General features: G+C 71.9%; 13 protein-coding genes and 1 pseudogene. 11 read left to right on the forward strand and 3 right to left on the reverse strand.

The genetic code is table 11. From position 1 onward, the window contains the following. Positions 1 to 604 precede the first annotated feature (604 nt). Complete coding sequence (locus tag ACSIH6_RS27025; RefSeq protein ID WP_435111182.1) at positions 605 to 1,906, forward strand: HNH endonuclease signature motif containing protein; 1,302 nt, start codon at positions 605 to 607, stop codon at positions 1,904 to 1,906. Positions 1,907 to 2,721: 815 nt separating this feature from the next. Here the strand turns inward: ACSIH6_RS27025 and ACSIH6_RS27030 are convergent. Further along, positions 2,722 to 3,657, reverse strand: a complete 936-nt coding sequence (locus tag ACSIH6_RS27030) for an alpha/beta hydrolase family protein (protein ID WP_435111161.1) — start codon at positions 3,655 to 3,657, stop codon at positions 2,722 to 2,724. Between the two features lie 492 nt (positions 3,658 to 4,149). Here ACSIH6_RS27030 and ACSIH6_RS27035 point away from each other — a divergent pair, with 492 nt between their 5' ends. Beyond that, a complete protein-coding gene (locus tag ACSIH6_RS27035) occupies positions 4,150 to 4,563 on the forward strand; it encodes a ChaB family protein (RefSeq protein WP_061082020.1) in 414 nt (137 codons plus the stop codon). A gap of 135 nt (positions 4,564 to 4,698) precedes the next feature. Here the strand turns inward: ACSIH6_RS27035 and ACSIH6_RS27040 are convergent, their stop codons facing one another. Continuing rightward, on the reverse strand, positions 4,699 to 5,553 hold the full coding sequence (locus ACSIH6_RS27040; protein WP_435111162.1) for an SDR family oxidoreductase: 855 nt from the start codon (positions 5,551 to 5,553) through the stop codon (positions 4,699 to 4,701). A 285-nt stretch (positions 5,554 to 5,838) separates the two neighbouring features. Here ACSIH6_RS27040 and ACSIH6_RS27045 point away from each other — a divergent pair, with 285 nt between their 5' ends. The 4 genes and pseudogenes from ACSIH6_RS27045 to ACSIH6_RS27060 all read left to right on the forward strand — a co-directional run bounded on the left by ACSIH6_RS27045 (position 5,839) and on the right by ACSIH6_RS27060 (position 9,508). Beyond that, a complete protein-coding gene (locus tag ACSIH6_RS27045) occupies positions 5,839 to 7,947 on the forward strand; it encodes a catalase (protein ID WP_435111163.1) in 2,109 nt (702 codons plus the stop codon). Between the two features lie 66 nt (positions 7,948 to 8,013). Continuing rightward, positions 8,014 to 8,979, forward strand: coding sequence for a TIGR03557 family F420-dependent LLM class oxidoreductase (locus ACSIH6_RS27050; RefSeq protein WP_435111164.1), 966 nt, complete (start codon positions 8,014 to 8,016; stop codon positions 8,977 to 8,979). A gap of 116 nt (positions 8,980 to 9,095) precedes the next feature. Continuing rightward, a pseudogene (locus tag ACSIH6_RS27055) lies at positions 9,096 to 9,194 on the forward strand (IS481 family transposase); the annotation flags it as partial. A 173-nt stretch (positions 9,195 to 9,367) separates the two neighbouring features. Next, positions 9,368 to 9,508, forward strand: coding sequence for a hypothetical protein (locus ACSIH6_RS27060; RefSeq protein WP_435111165.1), 141 nt, complete (start codon positions 9,368 to 9,370; stop codon positions 9,506 to 9,508). Between the two features lie 121 nt (positions 9,509 to 9,629). On the opposite strand, the gene ACSIH6_RS27065 is transcribed toward ACSIH6_RS27060, so the two are convergent. Then, entirely contained in the window at positions 9,630 to 10,973 is a 1,344-nt protein-coding gene (locus ACSIH6_RS27065; RefSeq protein WP_435111166.1) for a cytochrome P450 family protein, read from the reverse strand. A gap of 389 nt (positions 10,974 to 11,362) precedes the next feature. Between ACSIH6_RS27065 and ACSIH6_RS27070 the strand changes: the two genes are divergently transcribed. From ACSIH6_RS27070 to ACSIH6_RS27090, 5 genes are read left to right on the forward strand one after another with little or no spacing between them, the layout of a single operon-like run. Beyond that, positions 11,363 to 12,610, forward strand: a complete 1,248-nt coding sequence (locus ACSIH6_RS27070; RefSeq protein ID WP_435111183.1) for an SWIM zinc finger family protein — start codon at positions 11,363 to 11,365, stop codon at positions 12,608 to 12,610. Then, a complete protein-coding gene (locus tag ACSIH6_RS27075; RefSeq protein WP_435111167.1) occupies positions 12,607 to 14,130 on the forward strand; it encodes a DUF5691 domain-containing protein in 1,524 nt (507 codons plus the stop codon). The genes ACSIH6_RS27070 and ACSIH6_RS27075 overlap by 4 nt, the downstream gene beginning before the upstream one ends. A 41-nt stretch (positions 14,131 to 14,171) precedes the next feature. Continuing rightward, positions 14,172 to 15,242 carry an ATP-binding protein gene (locus tag ACSIH6_RS27080; protein WP_435111184.1) on the forward strand — a complete coding sequence of 357 codons (1,071 nt, stop codon included), beginning with the start codon at positions 14,172 to 14,174 and terminating at the stop codon, positions 15,240 to 15,242. Further along, positions 15,242 to 17,701 (forward strand): DUF5682 family protein, encoded by a 2,460-nt coding sequence (locus ACSIH6_RS27085; RefSeq protein ID WP_435111168.1) that lies wholly within the window; start codon positions 15,242 to 15,244, stop codon positions 17,699 to 17,701. The genes ACSIH6_RS27080 and ACSIH6_RS27085 overlap by 1 nt, the downstream gene beginning before the upstream one ends. Beyond that, complete coding sequence (locus ACSIH6_RS27090) at positions 17,698 to 18,870, forward strand: VWA domain-containing protein (protein ID WP_435111169.1); 1,173 nt, start codon at positions 17,698 to 17,700, stop codon at positions 18,868 to 18,870. The genes ACSIH6_RS27085 and ACSIH6_RS27090 overlap by 4 nt, the downstream gene beginning before the upstream one ends. Positions 18,871 to 18,909 lie beyond the last annotated feature (39 nt).

Genomic DNA, 18,909 nt, shown 5'->3' on the forward strand with positions numbered 1-18,909 from the left:
GGTGTTCCGGGGTGGGGTGGGGGTGGTTTCCTGGAAATAGGGGGGATCCCACCCACGTGCGTTTCGGCATGCCCTCAACCGACCGACAGTGAGAAAAGAACAAGGAATTGAGGGGTAGGGAGGGGCCGTCACCAGGTCTCTCCCCTACGCCATTCCTGCCAGGGGTTGCTGGCGGCAACGAAAGCGCGCCCGCTGCCGCGAAAGGGCGCGGGAGTGCGAGGAAACGGTAGACGTTCGGTGGGGGTGAAGGTCCCCGACGACAAGCGGCACCAAAGGCGGGAGCGCCCTGGCGGAGGGCGACCAACGCCCGGGGTTCGGGAATGGCTGGGCTCTGCCGCGTCGGCACCAACGGCAGGCAGGTCCTCCAGCCTCGGACAGCGCCCTGACTCCTGCGGCCGGGGCGGGCGACGATGACACCAAAGGCGAGCGATCATTTCGGCCGCGCATTTACGGACACATTTTGACCCGCCCTAATTATGACCCGCCCATCAGGGGCGAGTTCCCAGAAAGGAAGTCGGAAAGAGATCCGGAAAGGCGGCGAATTCAAGGCTGTGAATGCTGGTCAAATGGCGAATGCTGGCTTATAATAAGAAGCATGGAGATGATGCTTGCAGCGCCCGACGTGGCCCCCGGGGAATGCTCCCCGGTTGTGGCCGCGCTGGCCGGTGCGCGCGAGCTCATCGACCAGACGTGGGGTGGGGAACTGCCGCCGGGGGCGGATGAGGCCGCCGCCGAGGAGGTCGCGGCATTGTGGGCGCAGGTGGAGAGGATCCGTTACCAGGCGCTGGCGCGGATGGCGGGTTTGTATGCGCGGGGTGAGGTGGCCCGCTACAGTGGCTACTCCACCTTGGATAAGTGGATCACCCACCGGTGCAAGGTTCCCGCCGCTCAGGCCAAGGATTTGGCTCGTCTGGCCCAGCACGTGCACGAGGAGACGTTGCCGGCCACGGTTCAGGCTGTGGGCGAGGGCACGGTGGCGTTGGGTGAGGCGGTCGCGATCGCCAAGGCCACCGACAAAGCCGTCCAGACTCGGGATGAGGACCACTTTCCGGACGCGGTGGAGTACCGGCAGGGGTTTGAGTCGGCGTTGGTGGCCGCGAAGGCAGAGCGGCCCGCGTTGTCGGTCAACCAGCTCCAGTCGGTGGCCCGCCAGGTCGCTTATCGGTTGGACCCGCACCGCCTGGACCGCGATCACGAGGCCGCCCACGCCGGGCGTGGTCTGGTCGTGCATGACACGTTCCAGGGCAGCTACCAGTTGCAGGCCTGGGGCGGGGTCGGGGACGCGTTGATCGTGCGCGCGGCCATCGACACCTTCACCACCCCGCCCGGAGAGGGCGAGGACCGGTCCCGGTCTCAGCGTGAGCATGACGCGCTCATCGCGGCGTTGCGCTTTGCGACCACCCACACCGGGTGCGACAACGCTCCCGCTCCGCTGGCGCAGATCCGCGTTATGGTGCCGGTGCACACTTACCTGGACGCCCAAGGCCAGGAGGTTCCGGTGTTGGACGAGCGCGGCCGGGTGATCCCGGCCGGGGTGGTGCACGAGCTCTCCGCAGATGCGGAGGTGGTGCGGATGCTTACCGCACCCCCCACGGGGCGGGTGCTGGATGTGGCCCCCAGCCGCCGGTTGGCTTCGGCCCGCCAACGCGCGGCGGCTTTCCATGGGCATGCCACGTGTGCGCATCCGGGCGGGTGTGAGGTGCCGGTGGCCTGGTGCCAGGCCGATCACGTCACCTCGTTCTCGCGGGGTGGGCGCACGGTGGTGGCGAACCTGCAACCGTTGTGCGGCCCGCACAACCGGGCCAAGTACCAACGCGAACTGCGCGCACACCACCGGACGCGAATCGGGGCGGGGCCCCTGGGGCGGGGACATCCTCCCGATCCGCATCCGCCGCCCCGGGAGTAGCACCCCGGCTCCTCCGCCACGCGTCACGGGACAGACCTTCGGACCCGGTAGAGGGTTGGTATCCGTGCGCGCTGCCACCGTCGCACGCCTTCGCCACCGGGGCCGGTAGCGCTGCTCGGAGCCGGAGGGTCCGCTCGCCTTTGGTGCCAACGCCGCCTCGGCCACCACCCGCAGCCAAAGCGTTGAACGGGGACCCCAGACACCCGCCGCCTTTGGTGCCGACGCAGGAGCGAGCAACCACCCCCACACCCCCACCGTTGAACGCCCTCCCGCACCACCTCGCGGCAGCTGACGCCACCGCAGCAGAGACCGACCATCTCCCAACCCCGGACGTTGGTCGCGACCCGGACCACCTCGCGGCAGCTACCGACGCAGGAGCGAGCAACCACGCGCGAACAGCAAGCGCTGACCGCCCTCCCGGAGCCACTCCCGCCGTTGCTGCCAACGCAGGAACGAGTAACCAACCCCGAACCCTGGGCGTTGACCGCCCTCCGGTAACCGCTCCCGCCTTTGGTGCCGACGCCGCCACCGCCACCACTCGTGGCTTGGGCGTTGACCGGCGCCCGCGGGACGGTATTCCCGCGATCCCCGCGACTCCCGGGATCCCCGCGACTCCCGGGATCCCCATGGTCGTCCGACCGGACGCTCGCCGGTGCTCGGACGCTCACCGATGCCTGGACGCCCGCTGGTGTCCGGACGCCCGCCGGTGCCCGGACACACGGGGGCGGCGGCCCGGGGGAGTGTTCCCCGGACCGCCGCCGTGTCGCTGTCCCGGACGCCGTGGGCCGGAGCGGCCCCGCGGCGCCGGTACGGGATCAGGTGATGTGCGGGCAGGAGTCCCGGTAGTCCGAGAAGTCGGAGAAGAACCCGGTGTCCGGCGGCGGGCACAGGAACTGCTCGTAGCGCTCGTCCTCGTCGACGAAGCGCTTGAGCCAGGAGATGCTGTACCTGGCGATGACCGTGTTGGAGAGGTTGGGCGCGAAGTGGCTCGCCCCCTCCAGTTCCAGGTAGGCGCGCTCCAGGTCGCCGTCCAGGCTCTCGTAGAACGGGATGGAGTGCGAGTTCACCGACGCGACGCTGTCGTTCTCCGCGCCGATGATCATCGTGGGCACCTCGACGTCGTCCCAGTTCTTCTGGAGGTGCCAGGGGGTCAGCGGGATCGCCGCGCGAAGCTCCGGCCGGTCCTCGGCGGCCGCGAGCGTGCCGCCGCCTCCCATCGAGTGGCCCATCACCGCCAGGCGGTCGCCGTCCACCCGGTTGGCCACGTCGCTGTCGTCGACCAGGTAGTCCAGGGCGGCCTCGATCTGCCTGCCCCGGCTGTCGGGCTGGTCGTAGCGGCTGTTGGTGTCGATGGTGAACACCACGAAGCCCTGCGAGGCGATCCGGTGGCCCATCCACGCCATCGAGGACTGGCTCGCCGTGTAGCCGGGTGCGATGACCACGCCGCCGAACGTTCCCTCGCTGGTGTCGGTGGGGTAGTAGATCGTGCCGCCGCCGAATCCGCTCACCAGGGAGGACACGCTCTCGTCGTCGGTGTCGAAGTAGCCCTCCTCGGCGGTGACGCTCGACTCGGTCGGCGCGGGGCCGCGCTCGTACGGGTTGGCGGCCTGGGCCGGGGCGACGACGACGCCGGTCAGCCCGGCGGTGAGCGCCAGGGTCATACCCGCGCGGGCGGCGAACCGGACCACCCGGGAGCGGGGGCCGCTGCGTGCGCCGTCGGTCTCTTCGGGGGAAAGGGGGTATGTTCGCACGGTTTTTCCTTTTTCTCGTACAGCGGGGATCCGCGCACCTCGCGGTGTTCGCGGACCAAGGGTCTCCCGTGGGGGGAAAGCCGACGTTACCGCACGGTAGCGATAGGTGTACCTACGGTGGTCGGCGGTGGCCGCCCCGCCTCTCGGTGGCGGAGGAGGGTGCCGGGGGCCGGCTCCCTTCGGCCGTGGATTCACTATGGTGTCGTTTCGGTAAACGTGCATCCGTTGAATCACCAGTAGTGACGGAGCCCAGCTCGCGGGGGACAAGGGGGACGTGCGGCCTCGTGGTGGCCTGGGTGTGCTCGCGGTGCTGCGGGGTCCAGCGGTGCCCCGGGACTCAGGGGTTCCGGATCACGGCGCCCCGGCACCCTGGCATCCCGACACCTTGGCATCCCGACACCCCGGCGCCTCGCCGCTGGTGGGCCCCGGTGTTTCGGTGGTTCCTCCCCGGGCAGGCGAACCGTGTAGGCGCACGACGAGGGAGTGAGGACCATGCCCGGTGCAAGCGAACTTCCGTCGACCCTCCAGCGGTCTCCGGAGAAGGCCCAGCGCACCTGGATCAAGGCGCACGACTCCGCTGTGGAGGAGTACGGGGAGGGTGAGCGCGCGCACCGCGTCGCCTTCGCGGCGGTCAAGCACGAGTTCGAGAAGCAGGGCGACCGCTGGGTGCCCAAGCAGCGTTCGGGCCCCTCGGACGAGCAGGCGTCCAACCCCAAGGCCGCGCGCGGCCGGGGCAAGGACAAGAAGACCGCCGGGGGAGTGGACGCCAACGCCAGCAAGGAGCACCTCTACGAGCAGGCGAAGAAGCTCGGCGTCGAGGGGCGCTCGAACATGAACAAGGACCAGCTGGTGGAGGCGCTGCGCAAGGAGAACAACCGGCGCACCGCCAAGGCGCGTTCGTCCTGACACCACGCCAGCCGGACACGCCGTCGGCGTACCTCAGGCAGCTCCTCCCGAGCTCCGTCCGGGAGGGGCTTTTCCCTGTGCGGGGAAGGTGCGCGGGAGGGGGCGGGGCGCGCGGTCCCCGCCCCCTCCCCCGGCTCAGCTCGCCTGGATCTCACCGCCGGTCGGGGCCAGGGTCTCGCCGGTGTAGTACGACGACAGCCGACCGCTGGCGAAGAAGACGTAGGAGGGCGCGATCTCGTCCGGATCCGCCGCACGGCCCATGGGCGACTGCTGGCCGAACCCCTCCGCCCCCTTCTCCCCGAGCGTGGAGGGGATGAGCGGCGTCCACACCGGTCCGGGCGCCACGCAGTTGACCCGGATGCCCCGGTCCATGAGCGTCTGCGCCAGCGAGTTCGACAGGTTCATCACCGCCGCCTTGCTCGACGCGTAGTCGATCAGCGACTTGTTGCCGCGCAGACCGTTGATGGAGCCGGTGATGATGATCGAACCGCCCTCGGGGATGTGCTCCAGCGCCTCGCGGACGGTCCAGAACACCCCCATCACGTTCACGTCGAACGTACGGCGCAGCTGCTCGGTGCTCAGGTCGGTGAAGTCGTCCACCGGCGCCTGGGTCGCGGCGTGCTCGACCAGGATGTCGATCCCGCCCAGCTCCTCGACCGCGCGGTTCACCAGGTGGGCGCAGAAGGACTCGTCGGCCAGGTCGCCGCGTACGCCCACCGCCTTGCGTCCCTGCTCCTGGACCAGCCCCACCGTGTGCTGGGCGTCGGCGTCCTCGCTGAGGTAGCCGAAGACGACGTCCGCCCCCTCCTTGGCGAAGGCCACGGCGACGGCGCGGCCGATCCCGGAGTCGGCCCCGGTGATCAGCGCCCGCTTCCCCTTCAGCAGGCCGCGACCCTCGTAGTCGCGCATCTCGTCCTTGGGCTGCGGATCCATCGGCTCGGTCCGGCCGGGGTAGGGCTGGCTCTGTGCCGGAGGCGAAGTCTCGGACATGGTCGTCTCCCCCTGTCGTTTCGGTCTCGCGGGCCGACCCGGACCCCGTCCGGGGCGTCTCGCGCTGTGCGCCCGGGCGTGCCCGGGCGGTCTTCCGCGTGCCCGCCCCTACCCCGTTCGCCCCCGCTGACTCGGACCCGGCGCGGGCCGTACCCACCCGGACGGCGCAGCGGTGAACGCCGTTCCAAAAGGCGGTCAACGACGTTTGCCCCGAACCGGCGTCGGTCAGGTGGAACCGGGGGGAGCCCCCGGCACGTGGTACCCGCAGATCGACGGAGGCCTGCTGTGAGCACTGAGGGACGTGGTGGAAGCGACGGGCGCGACGGCAAGGACCGCCAGCTCGACGGGGTCAGGACCGACTCGGAGCAGCCCCTGACCACCGAGACCGGCGTCCGGGTGGGCGACACCGACAACTCGCTCCGGGCCGGGGCGCGCGGACCCACACTGCTGGAGGACTTCCACGCCCGGGAGAAGATCACCCACTTCGACCACGAGCGGATCCCCGAACGGGTGGTGCACGCGCGCGGCGCGGGCGCCTACGGCCACTTCCGCCCCTACGAGGGGCTCTCCGAGCTGACCGCGGCCCACTTCCTGAGCGGCCCCGACGTCACCACGCCGGTCTTCGTCCGCTTCTCCACGGTCGCCGGGTCGCGCGGATCCGCTGACACGGTGCGCGACGTGCGCGGGTTCGCGGTGAAGTTCTACACCGAGGAGGGCAACTACGACCTCGTCGGCAACAACATGCCGGTCTTCTTCATCCAGGACGGCGTCAAGTTCCCCGACTTCGTCCACGCGGTCAAGCCCGAGCCCCACAACGAGATCCCCCAGGCGCAGTCCGCGCACGACACCCTCTGGGACTTCGTGGGCCTCCAGCCCGAGACCATGCACATGATGATGTGGCTGATGTCGGACCGGGCGATCCCGCGCAGCTACCGGACGATGCAGGGCTTCGGCGTCCACACCTTCCGGTTCGTCAACGCCCAGGGTCGGGGGACCTTCGTCAAGTTCCACTGGAAGCCCCTGCTCGGCACGCACTCGCTGGTCTGGGACGAGGCGCAGCGCGTCCAGGGCAAGGACCCCGACTTCAACCGGCGCGACCTGTGGGAGGCCATCGAGCGCGGCCAGTACCCCGAGTGGGAGCTGGGCGTGCAGCTGGTGTCGGAGGAGGACGAGCACGCCTTCGACTTCGACCTGTTGGACGCCACCAAGATCATCCCCGAGGAGCAGGTTCCGGTCCGCCCGATCGGAAGGCTGACCCTGGACCGGAACCCCGACAACTTCTTCGCGGAGACGGAACAGGTCGCCTTCCACACCGCCAACGTGGTCCCGGGCATCGACTTCACCAACGATCCGCTGCTCCAGGCCCGCAACTTCTCCTACCTGGACACGCAGCTGCTGCGCCTCGGTGGCTCCAACTTCCAGCAGATCCCGGTCAACCGGCCGCTGGCGCCGGTGAGCAACAACCAGCGGGACGGCTTCGCCCAGCACCGCGTGCACCGGGGCGGGACCTCCTACCACCCCAACAGCCTGGGCGGCGGCTGCCCAGCCGTGGCGCACGGGGAGGGCGTCTACCGCCACTACGCGGAGAAGGTCGAGGGCGACAAGATCCGGGTCCGCAGCGAGAGCTTCGCCGACCACTACTCGCAGGCCACGCTCTTCTACAACAGCCTCGCCGGGTGGGAGCGCGAGCACCTGGTGGAGGCCTTCCGCTTCGAGCTGGGCAAGTGCGAGGAGCTGGAGGTGCGCCAGCGGGTGGTGACCAACCTCAACCACGTGGACCACCGGCTGTCCGTCCAGGTCGCGGAGGGGCTCGGCGTCGAGCCGCCGGAGGAGGAGGTCACGCCGAACCACGGCCGCTCCTCGCCCGCCCTGAGCCAGCTCAGCACCACGTTCGGTTCCGTCGTCGGCCGCAAGGTGGCCGTCCTGGTCGCGGACGGGGTGGACGAGGCCGCCGTCGACGCGTTCCGGGATCCCCTGATCGGGTCCGGGGCCGTGGTCGAACTCCTCGCGGCCACCGACGGTGCGGTCCGCACCTCGCGGGGCGGCGTCGTCACCGTCGACCGGGCCTACCCGACCGTCTCCTCGGTGCTCTACGACGCGGTCGTGGTGACCGGCGGCCCCGACGCCGCCCGGACGCTGGCGGGCGACGGGCTCGCTCGGCACTTCGTCCTGGAGGCGTACAAGCACCACAAGCCGGTGGCCGCGGTCGGCGCGGGGACGGAGTTGCTCGCCCCGCCGCTGCCGGAGGAGGTGACCGGGCCCGTGGACGCGCTGCGGGTGGAGCTGGGGGTGGTCGCCTCGCCGGACGCGGAGGAGGAGGGCGTCGCCGCGTTCACGAGGCTGCTGGGGGAGCACCGGTTCTGGGACCGGCCGACGGCGTCGGTGCCCGCCTGACGGTGCCCGCACGGGCGGGGAGCGACTGACACGGAGCGAAGACAGAGTGAAGGGAGAACAGGCGCGATGAAGGTGGGCTACAAGCTCTTCGCCGAGGGGTTCGGGCCCCGCGAGATCGTGGAACAGGCGGTCCGCGCCGAACAGGCCGGGTTCGACTTCGTGGAGATCAGCGACCACTTCCACCCGTGGTTGTACAGCCACGGCCACTCCGGGTTCGTGTGGTCGATGCTCGCCGCCATCGCCGAACGCACCGACAGCGTCGAGCTGGCCACCGGCGTCACCTGCCCGATCCTGCGCGTGCACCCGGCGATCGTCGCGCAGGCGGCGGCCACCACGGCCATCCTGTCCGAGGGGCGGTTCACGCTCGGGCTGGGGTCGGGGGAGCGCCTCAACGAGCACGTGGTGGGCCAGGGGTGGCCCAACGCGACCCGGCGCCACGAGATGCTGCGCGAGGCGATCCAGATCATCCGCCTGCTGTGGTCGGGCGGCTACCACTCCTACGACGGCAGGTACCTGACCCTGGAGGACGCCCGGGTCTTCGACCTGCCGGAGGAGGCGCCGCCGATCGTCGTGGCCGCGGGCGGTGAGGAGGCCGCCCTGCTGGCCGCCGAGACGGGCGACGGCATGTTCTGCACCGAGCCGAGCAAGGCGCTCAACCGGGTCTACGGGGACAACGGCGGCTTCGGCCCCCGCTACGCCGAGGTGCCGCTGGCGTGGGCGACCAACGAGGGCGACGCCCTGGAGTCGGCGCGCGAGCTGTTCCGCTTCGCCCTCACGGGATGGAAGGTGCAGGCCGAACTGCCCAACCCGGTGAACTTCGAGGCGGCCACCGCGCTGATCGGCAGGGACGCGATGCGTGACGTCTTCGCGTACGGTCCGGACCCGGACCGGCACCTGGAGGTGGTGCGGGAGTTCGCCTCCGCGGGGTTCGACCACCTGTGCCTGATCAACGCCGGACCCGATCCGGAGGGGTTCTTCGGCTTCTTCGAGCGGGAGCTGGCCGGGCCGATCCGCGCGATGGGGACCGGCTAACTGTACTGACCACAGAGGTTAGATACAGACCAGCAGCGATTTGACAGCAAGAGAGGGCCTCCGACATAGGTGTGGATTGTCGAGATCAACACCTGAAGAAGGTCAGGAGGCCCTCCGTGGCCCACATTACCCACGCCAACGCCAAGCTCACACCCACCGGTCGCCTGGCTCTGGCCCGCTGCATCGTGGACCAGGGCTGGCCGTTGCTCCAGGCGATCCCGGCGGTGCGGGGCCGAGCGGGAAGGCCCCAAAGTCGGGCCCGTCGACTGTACGCCGACCGCGCCTATGACTACGACCGCTACCGCCGCCCGGTGCGGGCGATGGGCGTCACTCCGTTCATCGCCCGCCGCGGGCAGCCCCACGGTTCCGGGCTGGGCACTACCGGTGGGTGGCCGAGCGCACCCTGGCCTGGCTGCACGGCTTCCGACACCTGAGAGTGCGCTGGGAACGCCGCGACGACATCCACGACGGCTTCCTCCAACTGGCTGCCTGCATGATCTTGTACAGGCGAGTACGCACCTTGTGTTAGGACCTCTAAGTACAAGATCATCGCAGGCCGGAGATCACTGGTCCGCTCCCCGGCGCGCCCCGGGCCCGCCGCGGTACCTCCGCCCGCGCCACCGACCCCAGGAGTTGACGCTGCGGCAGGGTCAACTCCGCCCGCGCCACCAGGCCAGCAGGCGGCTGAGGAGGTCGTCCTCGTGGCCATCGTCGTCGTGGTCCCGGTCTCCCGCCCGTGTCCCGGACTCCGGTTGCCCGTCCCCTCCGGACCCGCCCCTCCCGGCGCCCTCCCGGGGGCCGACGGCGACGGGTTCGCCCGGGGTGAAGGCCACCGGGAGTTCGCGGAGCCCGCGCAGGAACGGCGACGGGACCCAGCGCAGGTCCTCCGGTTCCACGGCGAGCCGGAGTCCGCCCAGGCGTTCCTGGAGCGTGGTGACCGCGATCGTGGCGGTCAGCCGGGCCAGCTCGCGGGCCGGACAGGCGTGCGGCCCGGCGCCGAACATCAGGTGGGCCCGGCTGCCCCCCGCCTGCTCGCACCGGACGGCCGGATCGCGGTGGGCGGCGTCGAAGCCGATCAGCAGGGCGTCGCCCGCGCGGATGTCGGCGCTGCCGATGCGCATGTCCTGGAGGGCGATCCTGGCGGGCAGGACCTGGAAGGGCGTGTCGGTCCACATCACGTGGTCGAGCAGTTCGTGGACGGTCATCTGCGCGTCCGTGTAGGCGGTGCGGACCACCTCGTCGGTGAACAGGGTGCGCATCGTGTTGCCGATGAGGTGTGTGGTGGTCTGGTGGCTCGAATTGTTGATGAGCGCGGCCTGGTGCGCGACCTCGTGGTCGCTCAGCCCCGCGGGGTGCTCCAGCATCCACGACACCAGGTCCTGGCCGGGGACCCTGCGCTTGCGGGCCACCAGCTCGGAGAAGTACTGGTGGATGCGGCCGACGGCGTCCTCGGCGCGTTCGGCGTTCTCACCGAAGACGATGGCGGTGAGGTCGCCGAGCATGTACCCGTAGCTGTCGGAGAGCCCGTACAGGCTGTTGACCACGAGCACGGGCAGGGGGCTGGCGTACTCCGCGATGAGGTCGGCCCTGCCGTCGGTGACGAAGGAGTCGATGAGCTCGTCGGCGATCCGCCGGATCGTGCGGGCGGTGGCGTTCAGGTCCACCCGGGCCAGGCTGTCCGCGATGGCCGAGCGCAGCCGGGTGTGCTCGGTCCCGTCGGCGTACAGGGCGTTGGGACGCCAGGACAGCGCGGGCCGGGCGCAGGCGAGGTCGACGCGCCCCTCGGCGACCTCGCGCCAGCGGCGGGTGTCGCGCGAGAAGAGGTGCTGGTTCTGTAACACGGCGAGGTTCTCGTGGTAGCCCAGCAACAGCCAGGCCCGGACGCCGTTCTCCAGTTCGACCGGGGCCACGGGTCCGTGGCGTTCGCGCAGCGCGGCCCAGAGGGCGTCGCGTCCGGTGTCGGGTGTGGTGCCGTACAGCCGGGTGGTCGTCATCGAACCGATGCCCTCTCTCTTGGGGGAGATGGTGTGCCGGTGCGGTGACGGAGGGGAGAAGCGGGATCACTCATTGTAGAAGGGGTGGAGTTCTTTTTTCAACACGACGGAGAAAAGGCGCTCACGCATTAGTGATAAATGGTATTAAGTGTGCTTTTTCTGAGGCGCACGCATGCCGGATCCCGGGGCTCATCGCCGCGGGGGAGCCGCTCCGCGGCCGGAGTCTGCCACGGGGATGCGACAGTTCCGCGAGCGTTCGCAAGGAGGTTCGAAAAGGCCGATTTTTGTCATAGGGAGTCCGTAGTGTTCTCTGTGTGAGCGATCGATGGAGTACCGACGACGTATGGGCTCTGGCTCCGGACGCCTCCTCGCGTAAGGCCGCCCTCAAGGTGGCCAAGGAGTCGTCCTGGCCCGAGCGCGGAGCGGTCGCCGCCCCCTCCGGCGGCGCCTCCGCCGTCTGGGGCGAGTGCAAGGGCAGCGGTTCCAAGCCCTACCTGGCCGCCGTCCACCTGGACGGCGCGGGCGGGACCGCCTACAAGTGCAGCTGCCCCAGCCGCAAGATTCCCTGCAAGCACGTCCTGGGCCTGCTGGCCCTGTGGGCCCAGGACAGCGTGGCCGACCGGGAGGAGCGGCCCGAGTGGGTGGCCAAGTGGCTCTCCGGACGGACCGCCCGCCAGGCGAAGGCGGACAGTCCGGCGGCGCCCGCCGACCCCGAGAGGGCGGCCGCGACCCTGCGTAAGAGGGAGGAGGCGGTCGGGGTCGGGGTCGACGAACTCGGCCTCTGGCTGCGCGACCAGGTCGACGCCGGGCTGGTGGAGGTGCCCAAGCACGGCTACGACCACTGGGACCGCATGGCCAAGCGCCTCGTGGACGCCAAGGCGGGCGGCGCGGCCTCCCTCGTCTCCCGGCTGCCCTCCGCGGCGCGCGGGGACAGCTGGCCCGAGCGCATGCTCGAACGACTCAGCCTTCTCCACCTGCTGGTCAACGGCTACCGCGCGGGCGACGCCCTCGACGAGCGCGTCCGCGGCGCCGTCCGCTCCCGGGTGGGCATCACCGTCAAGGCCGAGGAGGTCATCGCCAGCGGCGAGCGCGTCCGCGACACCTGGCGGGTCCTGGGCTGGCGCGACGCCCCCACCCTGGAAGCCGACATGCGCGTGCGACGCCTGTGGCTGCGTGGCACCGCGACCGGGCGCGTGGCCCTGTACCTGGCCTTCGCCCGATCCGGCCAGGCGCCCACCACCCCCTTCAGGGCCGGCACCGACGTGGAGGCCGAGTTCGCCTTCTACCCCGACGGCAACCGCGTCGCCCCCGTCGGCGACGGCGTCACCAGTGACGCGGCCCCGCCCGAGGGCGGCACGGTCACACAGGCCCTCGACGCCTTCGCCGCCTCCCTCGCCGAGGACCCCTGGCGCGACACCTGGCCGGTCGTGCTCGACCGCGCCGCCCCCGCCCGCGACGGCCGGTGGTACCTCACCGACGACGAGGGACACGCACTGCCCCTGGCCTCCCCCGAGCCCTGGCGCCTCCTCGCGGTCACCGGCGGCCACCCCTCCACCGTCGCCGCCGAGTGGACGCCCGGGACGGGACTCACCCCCATCACCGTGTGGGACCGGAACGGAAAGGCGGTCTCCCTGTGACCCCCGACCCCCTGGCCGCCGTGGACTCCTGGGACCGCCTGGTCTCCACAGCCCTGGTCGGCACCTCCAAGCGCTCCGTCCCCGACACCCCCGACCTGCCCCCCACCCCCGAGGACGAGGACTCCGTCGCCCTCCTGGACCGGGCGGCCCTGATCGCCGTCCGCCGCGCCGCCGGGTACACCCCCGCCACCGGGATCGCGCCGGTCGAGCCCGGCGCCGAGGACGGGCGCCCCGAGCCCGGACAGGCCGCCACCACCCGGCTGGAGGGCCTCCTCACGACACGGACCGAACTCCTCCCGGAGTGGCTGGAGCTGGTGGCCGCCTCGGGACGGCGCGTCGCGCACTCCAGCGTTCCCGCCCTCCTCGACCAGGGCGCGCGCGACAGCCAGCTGCGCCCGGCGCTCGCGGCCGCGGTCGGCACCCGCGGGCACTGGCTGGCCGGGCTCAACCCCGCCTGGTCCTACATGCTGGCCGAGTCGGTCCCCACCGACCGGTTCAGCGAGCGCGACTGGGGCTGCGGCACCCCGGGTGAGCGCCGCCGCGCGCTCGCCGCGCTGCGCGCCACCGACCCCGACCGCGCCCGCGAACTGCTCGGCGCGGTCTGGACGGGCCTGGCCAAGGCCGACCTGCGCCGCCGCCTGCTGGAGACCTTCGCCATCGGGCTCGGCCCGGCGGACGGGGAGTTCCTCGACCGGGCGCTGGACGACCGCAGCGCCAACGTGCGCGGACTCGCGCTGTCCCTGCTCACCCGTCTGCCCGACAGCGCGCACGCCGATCTGTTGCGCGGCCGCGTCCGCGCGCACGCCTCGCTCGACGCGGAAGGGGCCCTGCGGATGGACCCGGCCTGCACCGACGACTCCGCCATCCGCCGTGCCCTCGCCCTGGCCGCGTCCGACGGCCGGGGGGAGGGCGCGGACCAGCGGCAGGAGAGAATGTGGGCGCTGGTCACCCACACACCGCTGGACGTGTGGCCCAAACTCGTGGGCACCGGTCCCGCCGGGGTCTTCGCGGCGGTGGTGAAGAGGTCCGGAGGATACGGCAGGAGCAACTGGCTGTTCGGAGCCCTCGTCAACGCCGTGGTGGTTCAGCGGGACGCGGAATGGGCCGGGGCCGTCCTCGGAACGGTCGGGGCCCAGACCATGCGCCATCCGAACACCGGCCAGCTGTTCCAGCTGACGAGTCTGCTGGGGCTGCTGTCACTGCCGGAGCGCTGCGAGCTCGTGTGCGGCCTCCTCGACGACTCCGCCCCCCTGGTCCGTTGGGGGGAGCTGCTGCACGCCACGCACGGCCCCTGGACCCCGGAGCTGAGCACGCGGGTGATCGGACGCCTGCTCACCAGGGCCCACAAACACGACCACCACGGATACCGGGAGCTGTGCGAGGCCGCGGCCGCGCACATGGCCCCGGGGTACGTCGCCGAACTGCCCGGCGACCCCCCGATCGACACCTCCGCCGACGCCTACCTCCGGCTCCGGGACACCCTCCGGTTCCGACTCGACATGCACAGGGAGCTCAGTTGACCACCTCCACCCCCTCCATCCGCACCGACGCCGCCCAGGCCATGCGCCCGCACGCGGAGCAGACCTACTCCGCCGAGCTGGAGGCGCTGGCCAAGGTCGACGACCGGCAGCGGCCCCCGGGCTGGAAGCTCTCCCCGTGGGCGGTCACCCAGTACCTGCTGGGCACCACCCTGGACGACGGCACCGAGATCAGCGCCAAGTACATCGGCGCCCGCCGCGTCGTCGAGGTCGCCGTGGCCACCCTGGCCACCGACCGCGCCCTGCTGCTCATCGGCGTCCCCGGTACCGCCAAGACCTGGCTGTCCGAACACCTGGCCGCCGCGGTCTCCGGTGACTCCACACTGCTCGTCCAGGGCACCGCCGGAACCTCCGAGGAGGCCGTGCGCTACGGCTGGAACTACGCCCGGCTGCTCGCCGAGGGCCCCTCCGAGGCGGCCCTCGTGCCCAGCCCCGTCATGACCGCCATGTCGCGCGGCTCCATCGGCCGCATCGAGGAGCTCACCCGCATGCCCTCCGACGTGCAGGACGGCCTCATCACCGTGCTGTCGGAGAAGGCCCTGCCGGTGGCCGAGCTGGGCATCGAGGTGCAGGCCCAGCGCGGCTTCAACATCATCGCCACCGCCAACGACCGCGACCGCGGCGTCAACGACCTGTCCAGCGCGCTGCGCCGCCGGTTCAACACCGTGGTGCTGCCCGTCCCCGACAGCGCCGAGGACGAGGTCCGCATCGTCACCCAGCGGGTGGAGCAGCTCGGCCGCGCCCTGGACCTGCCCGAGGTGCCCACCAGCCTCACCGAGATCCGGCGGGTGGTCACCGTCTTCCGCGAGCTGCGCTCGGGGGTGACCGAGGACAACGGCACCAAGGTCAAGTCGCCCAGCGGCACGCTGAGCACCGCCGAGGCGATCTCGGTGATCACCAACGGCATCGCGCTGGCCGCGCACTTCGGCGACGGGCAGCTGCGTCCGGCCGACGTGGCCGCGGGCATCCAGGGCGCCGTCGTCCAGGACCGGGTGTCCGACGGCGTGGTGTGGCGCGAGTACCTGGAGACCGTCGCGCGCGGGCGCGACGGCTGGAGCGAGTTCTACCGCGCCTGCCGCGAGGTGGGCGCCTGATGGGTCGGCCCCGACTGGACACGAGCGGGCTGCACGTCCTCGGCGTGCGGCACCACGGCCCGGGGTCGGCCCGGGCCGTCCGGGCGGCGCTGGAGGAGATCAAGCCCGACGCCGTGCTGATCGAGGGGCCGCCGGAGGCGGACGCCCTCACCTCACTGGTGGGTGAACTGGAGCCTCCGGTGGCGCTGCTGGCCTACCTCGCCGACACCCCGAAGGGGGGCGAGCCGAGGGCTGGCGAGGGAAAAGAAAGCACTGCGCGCGGAGCGCGACCGTTGAGGGTGGCGGAGGGCGACGGGTGGGCGTTCTGGCCCTTCGCCAGCTTCTCCCCGGAGTGGGAGGCGCTGCGCTACGCGGTGGAGAACGGCGTGCGGGTCCGCTTCTGCGACCTGCCCGCCACGCACACCCTGGCCGAGCGCGTCGCCGAGGCCGAGGAGCGGCGCCGGGCCGAGGAGGAGAGTGCCCGGGCCGAGGGGGCTCCCGGGGACACCGAGGCGGCCGGAACCGGTGCGGCTGTCGCGGAACAAGAGACCGACGGGACCGAGGCTTCGGAGACCGCTGACGGGACGGACGGCGGCGAGGTCGGCGAGCCGGAGCGGATCCGGCTGGACCCCCTCGGGGTGCTCGCCGAGGCCGCGGGCTACGACGACGCCGAGCGCTGGTGGGACGACGTCGTCGAGCAGCGCCGGGACGGGGAGCCCTCCCCGTTCCCGGCGATCGCCGACGCCATGGCCGCCGTCCGCGCCGAGTCCGGCCCCGAGACGGAGCGCGACGCGCGCCGGGAGGCGTACATGCGCCAGACCCTGCGCGCCACCCTCAAGGAGGGTCACGAGCGGATCGCCGTGGTCTGCGGCGCCTGGCACGCACCCGCCCTGCGCGACCTGGCCGACTACCCGGTCAAGGACGACACCGCGCTGCTCAAGGGCTTGCCCAAGGTGAAGGTCACCGCCACCTGGGTGCCCTGGACCCACGGGCGCCTGGCCGCCTCCAGCGGTTACGGCGCCGGGGTCGCCGCCCCCGGCTGGTACCACCACCTGTTCACCGCGCCCGACCTGCCGGTGCACCGGTGGCTGACCGGCGCCGCGCGTATGCTCCGCGAGGAGGGGCTGGCGGTGTCCTCGTCCCACGTCATCGAGGGCGTGCGGCTGGCCGAGAGCCTGGCCGTGCTGCGCGGGCGACCGCTCGCCGGACTCGACGAGGTGGCCGAGGCGCTCACCGCCGTCCTGTGCGAGGGCGAGCCCACCCGGGCCGCCCTCGTCCACCGCCGGATGGCCGTCGGCGAGCGGATGGGCTCGGTGCCCCCGTCCACGCCCATGGTCCCGCTCCAGCGCGACCTCATCGCGTTCCGCAAGCGCCTGCGGCTCAAGGCCGAGCCCTTCGACAGCGACCTCGACCTGGACCTGCGCAAGGACAGCCAGCGCGAACGCGGCGTGCTGCTGCACCGGCTGCGGCTGCTCGGCGTCGAGTGGGGCGTTCCCCGCACCCCCGACGGCGGGCAGAAGGGCACCTTCCGGGAGTCGTGGCGGCTGCGCTGGGACCCCGACATGGACGTGGCGCTGATCGAGGCCAGCCGGTGGGGCACCACCGTCGCCTCCGCGGCCACGGCCCGGGTGGCCGACCTCGCCGAGGACGCGGCCCTGCCCGCGCTGACCTCCCTCACCGAGCAGTGCCTGTTCGCGGACCTGGGCGAGGCCCTGCCCCGCGTGCTGTCCCTGCTCACCGACCGCGCGGCCACCGACAGCGACGTCACCCACCTGATGGAGGCGCTGCCGCCGCTGGCCCGCTCCGCCCGTTACGGGGACGTGCGCGGCACCGACAGCGCCCACCTGAGCACGGTCGCCGAGCAGATCCTGCGGCGCGTGTGCGTCGGGCTGGCACCGGCCGTGCACGGACTGGACGACGACGCGGCGGCGCAGTTCGTCCGGCGCATCGACGCCACCCAGGGCGCCGCCACCCTCCTCGGCGGGGAGGGCGCCCAGGCCTGGACGGCGGCCCTGGCCGCCCTGGCCGTGCGCGACACGCTGCCCGGCCGCATCGCCGGTCGGGTCAACCGGATCCTGTCCGACTCCGGGCTCGTGGACGCCGACGAGCTGCGCCGCCGCCTCGGCCTGGCGATGTCCCCGGGCGCCGAACCCGCCTCGGCCGCCGCCTGGCTGGAGGGGTTCCTCCAGGGCAGCGGGCTGATCCTGGTGCACGACGACAGGCTGCTCGGGCTGATCGACGCCTGGCTGCTCTCCCTGCCCGAGGAGCGCTTCACCGCGGTGCTGCCGCTGCTGCGTCGCACCTTCGGGGCCTTCGACGGCCCTGAGCGCCAGGAGATCGGCGCGGCCGCCCTGCGGCTCGGGACGGCGCCCGCCGCCGACCGGGCCGCCCCGGCCCGCGTGGACGTGGACACCGGACGCGCGGCCCCGGCCCTGGCCACCGCGCTGGCCATCCTCACCGACGGAAAGGTGCGCCGATGAACGCCGTGGACGAGCGGGAGCGCCGCTGGAGGCTCGTGCTGGGCAGGGAGGCGCAGTGCTCCGGCGGGGTCGGCGCCTCCGGCCTCAGCGCCGCCGACCAGGGGATGGACGGAGCCCTGGAGGCGCTCTACGACAGTGTCGGCCCCGGCAGGACCAGCGCCCAGCGCTCCGCCGGGCTCGGCGGCTCGGCGCCGCGCGTGGCGCGCTGGCTGGGCGACATCCGCGAGTACTTCCCCTCCTCCGTGGTGCAGGTGATGCAGAAGGACGCCATGGATCGGCTGGGGCTGCACCAGCTCCTCCTGGAACCGGAGATGATGGAGGCCGTCGAGCCGGACGTGCACCTGGTGGGGACCCTGCTGTCCCTCAACCGGGTGATGCCCGACCAGGCCCGCGAGTCCGCCCGCGCGGTGGTGCGCCGCGTGGTGGACGACCTGGAGCGCCGAGTGGCGCAGAAGACGCGTTCCCTGGTGCAGGGGGCGATCGACCGGTCGTCCCGCACGCACCGGCCGCGCCGGGCGGCCGACATCGACTGGAACGCGACCATCCGCCGCAACCTGGCCCACTACCTGCCCGAGTACGACACGATCGTGCCGCAGACCCTGGTGGGGTACGGTCGCCGCAGCCGGGGCGTGCAGAAGGACGTGGTGCTGGCGATCGACCAGAGCGGGTCGATGGCCTCCTCGGTGGTCTACGCGAGCGTGTTCGGCGCGGTGCTGGCCTCGATGAAGACCCTGCGCACGTCGCTGGTCGTGTTCGACACCGCGGTGGTGGACCTGACCGAGCAGCTGACCGACCCGGTCGAGGTGCTGTTCGGTACGCAGTTGGGCGGCGGCACGCACATCAACAAGGCCATCGCCTACTGCCAGGGGCTCATCACCAAGCCGAACGACTCGGTCTTCGTGCTGATCAGCGACCTGTACGAGGGCGGTGTCCGAGCGGAGATGCTGAGGAGGGTGGCCGCGATGCAGGCGGCCGGGGTCCAGGTGGTGGTGCTGCTGGCGCTGTCGGACGAGGGCGCGCCGTTCTACGATCGACAGAACGCGTCCGCGCTCGCCGAGATGGGAGTGCCCGCGTTCGCCTGTACCCCCGACGCGTTCCCCGAGCTGATGGCGGCGGCCATCCAGGGGCAACCCCTCACGTCCTGGGTCGAGAAGCACCAGGACGCCTGATCCGGGCGGGCGGGGCCGTGGCGGTCCCCGCCCGCCCCC

Source organism: Nocardiopsis synnemataformans, from assembly GCF_965343085.1.
GTDB classification, from domain to species: Bacteria; Actinomycetota; Actinomycetes; order Streptosporangiales; family Streptosporangiaceae; genus Nocardiopsis; species Nocardiopsis alborubida.

Coding starts and splice junctions, on each gene's coding strand:
- ACSIH6_RS27025 (WP_435111182.1), top strand. CDS start 605: ATGCTTGCAGCGCCCGACGTGGCCCCCGGGGAATGCTCCCCGGTTGTG.
- ACSIH6_RS27035 (WP_061082020.1), top strand. CDS start 4,150: ATGCCCGGTGCAAGCGAACTTCCGTCGACCCTCCAGCGGTCTCCGGAG.
- ACSIH6_RS27040 (WP_435111162.1), bottom strand. CDS start 5,553: ATGTCCGAGACTTCGCCTCCGGCACAGAGCCAGCCCTACCCCGGCCGG.
- ACSIH6_RS27050 (WP_435111164.1), top strand. CDS start 8,014: ATGAAGGTGGGCTACAAGCTCTTCGCCGAGGGGTTCGGGCCCCGCGAG.
- ACSIH6_RS27065 (WP_435111166.1), bottom strand. CDS start 10,973: ATGACGACCACCCGGCTGTACGGCACCACACCCGACACCGGACGCGAC.
- ACSIH6_RS27080 (WP_435111184.1), top strand. CDS start 14,172: ATGCGCCCGCACGCGGAGCAGACCTACTCCGCCGAGCTGGAGGCGCTG.
- ACSIH6_RS27085 (WP_435111168.1), top strand. CDS start 15,242: ATGGGTCGGCCCCGACTGGACACGAGCGGGCTGCACGTCCTCGGCGTG.
- ACSIH6_RS27090 (WP_435111169.1), top strand. CDS start 17,698: ATGAACGCCGTGGACGAGCGGGAGCGCCGCTGGAGGCTCGTGCTGGGC.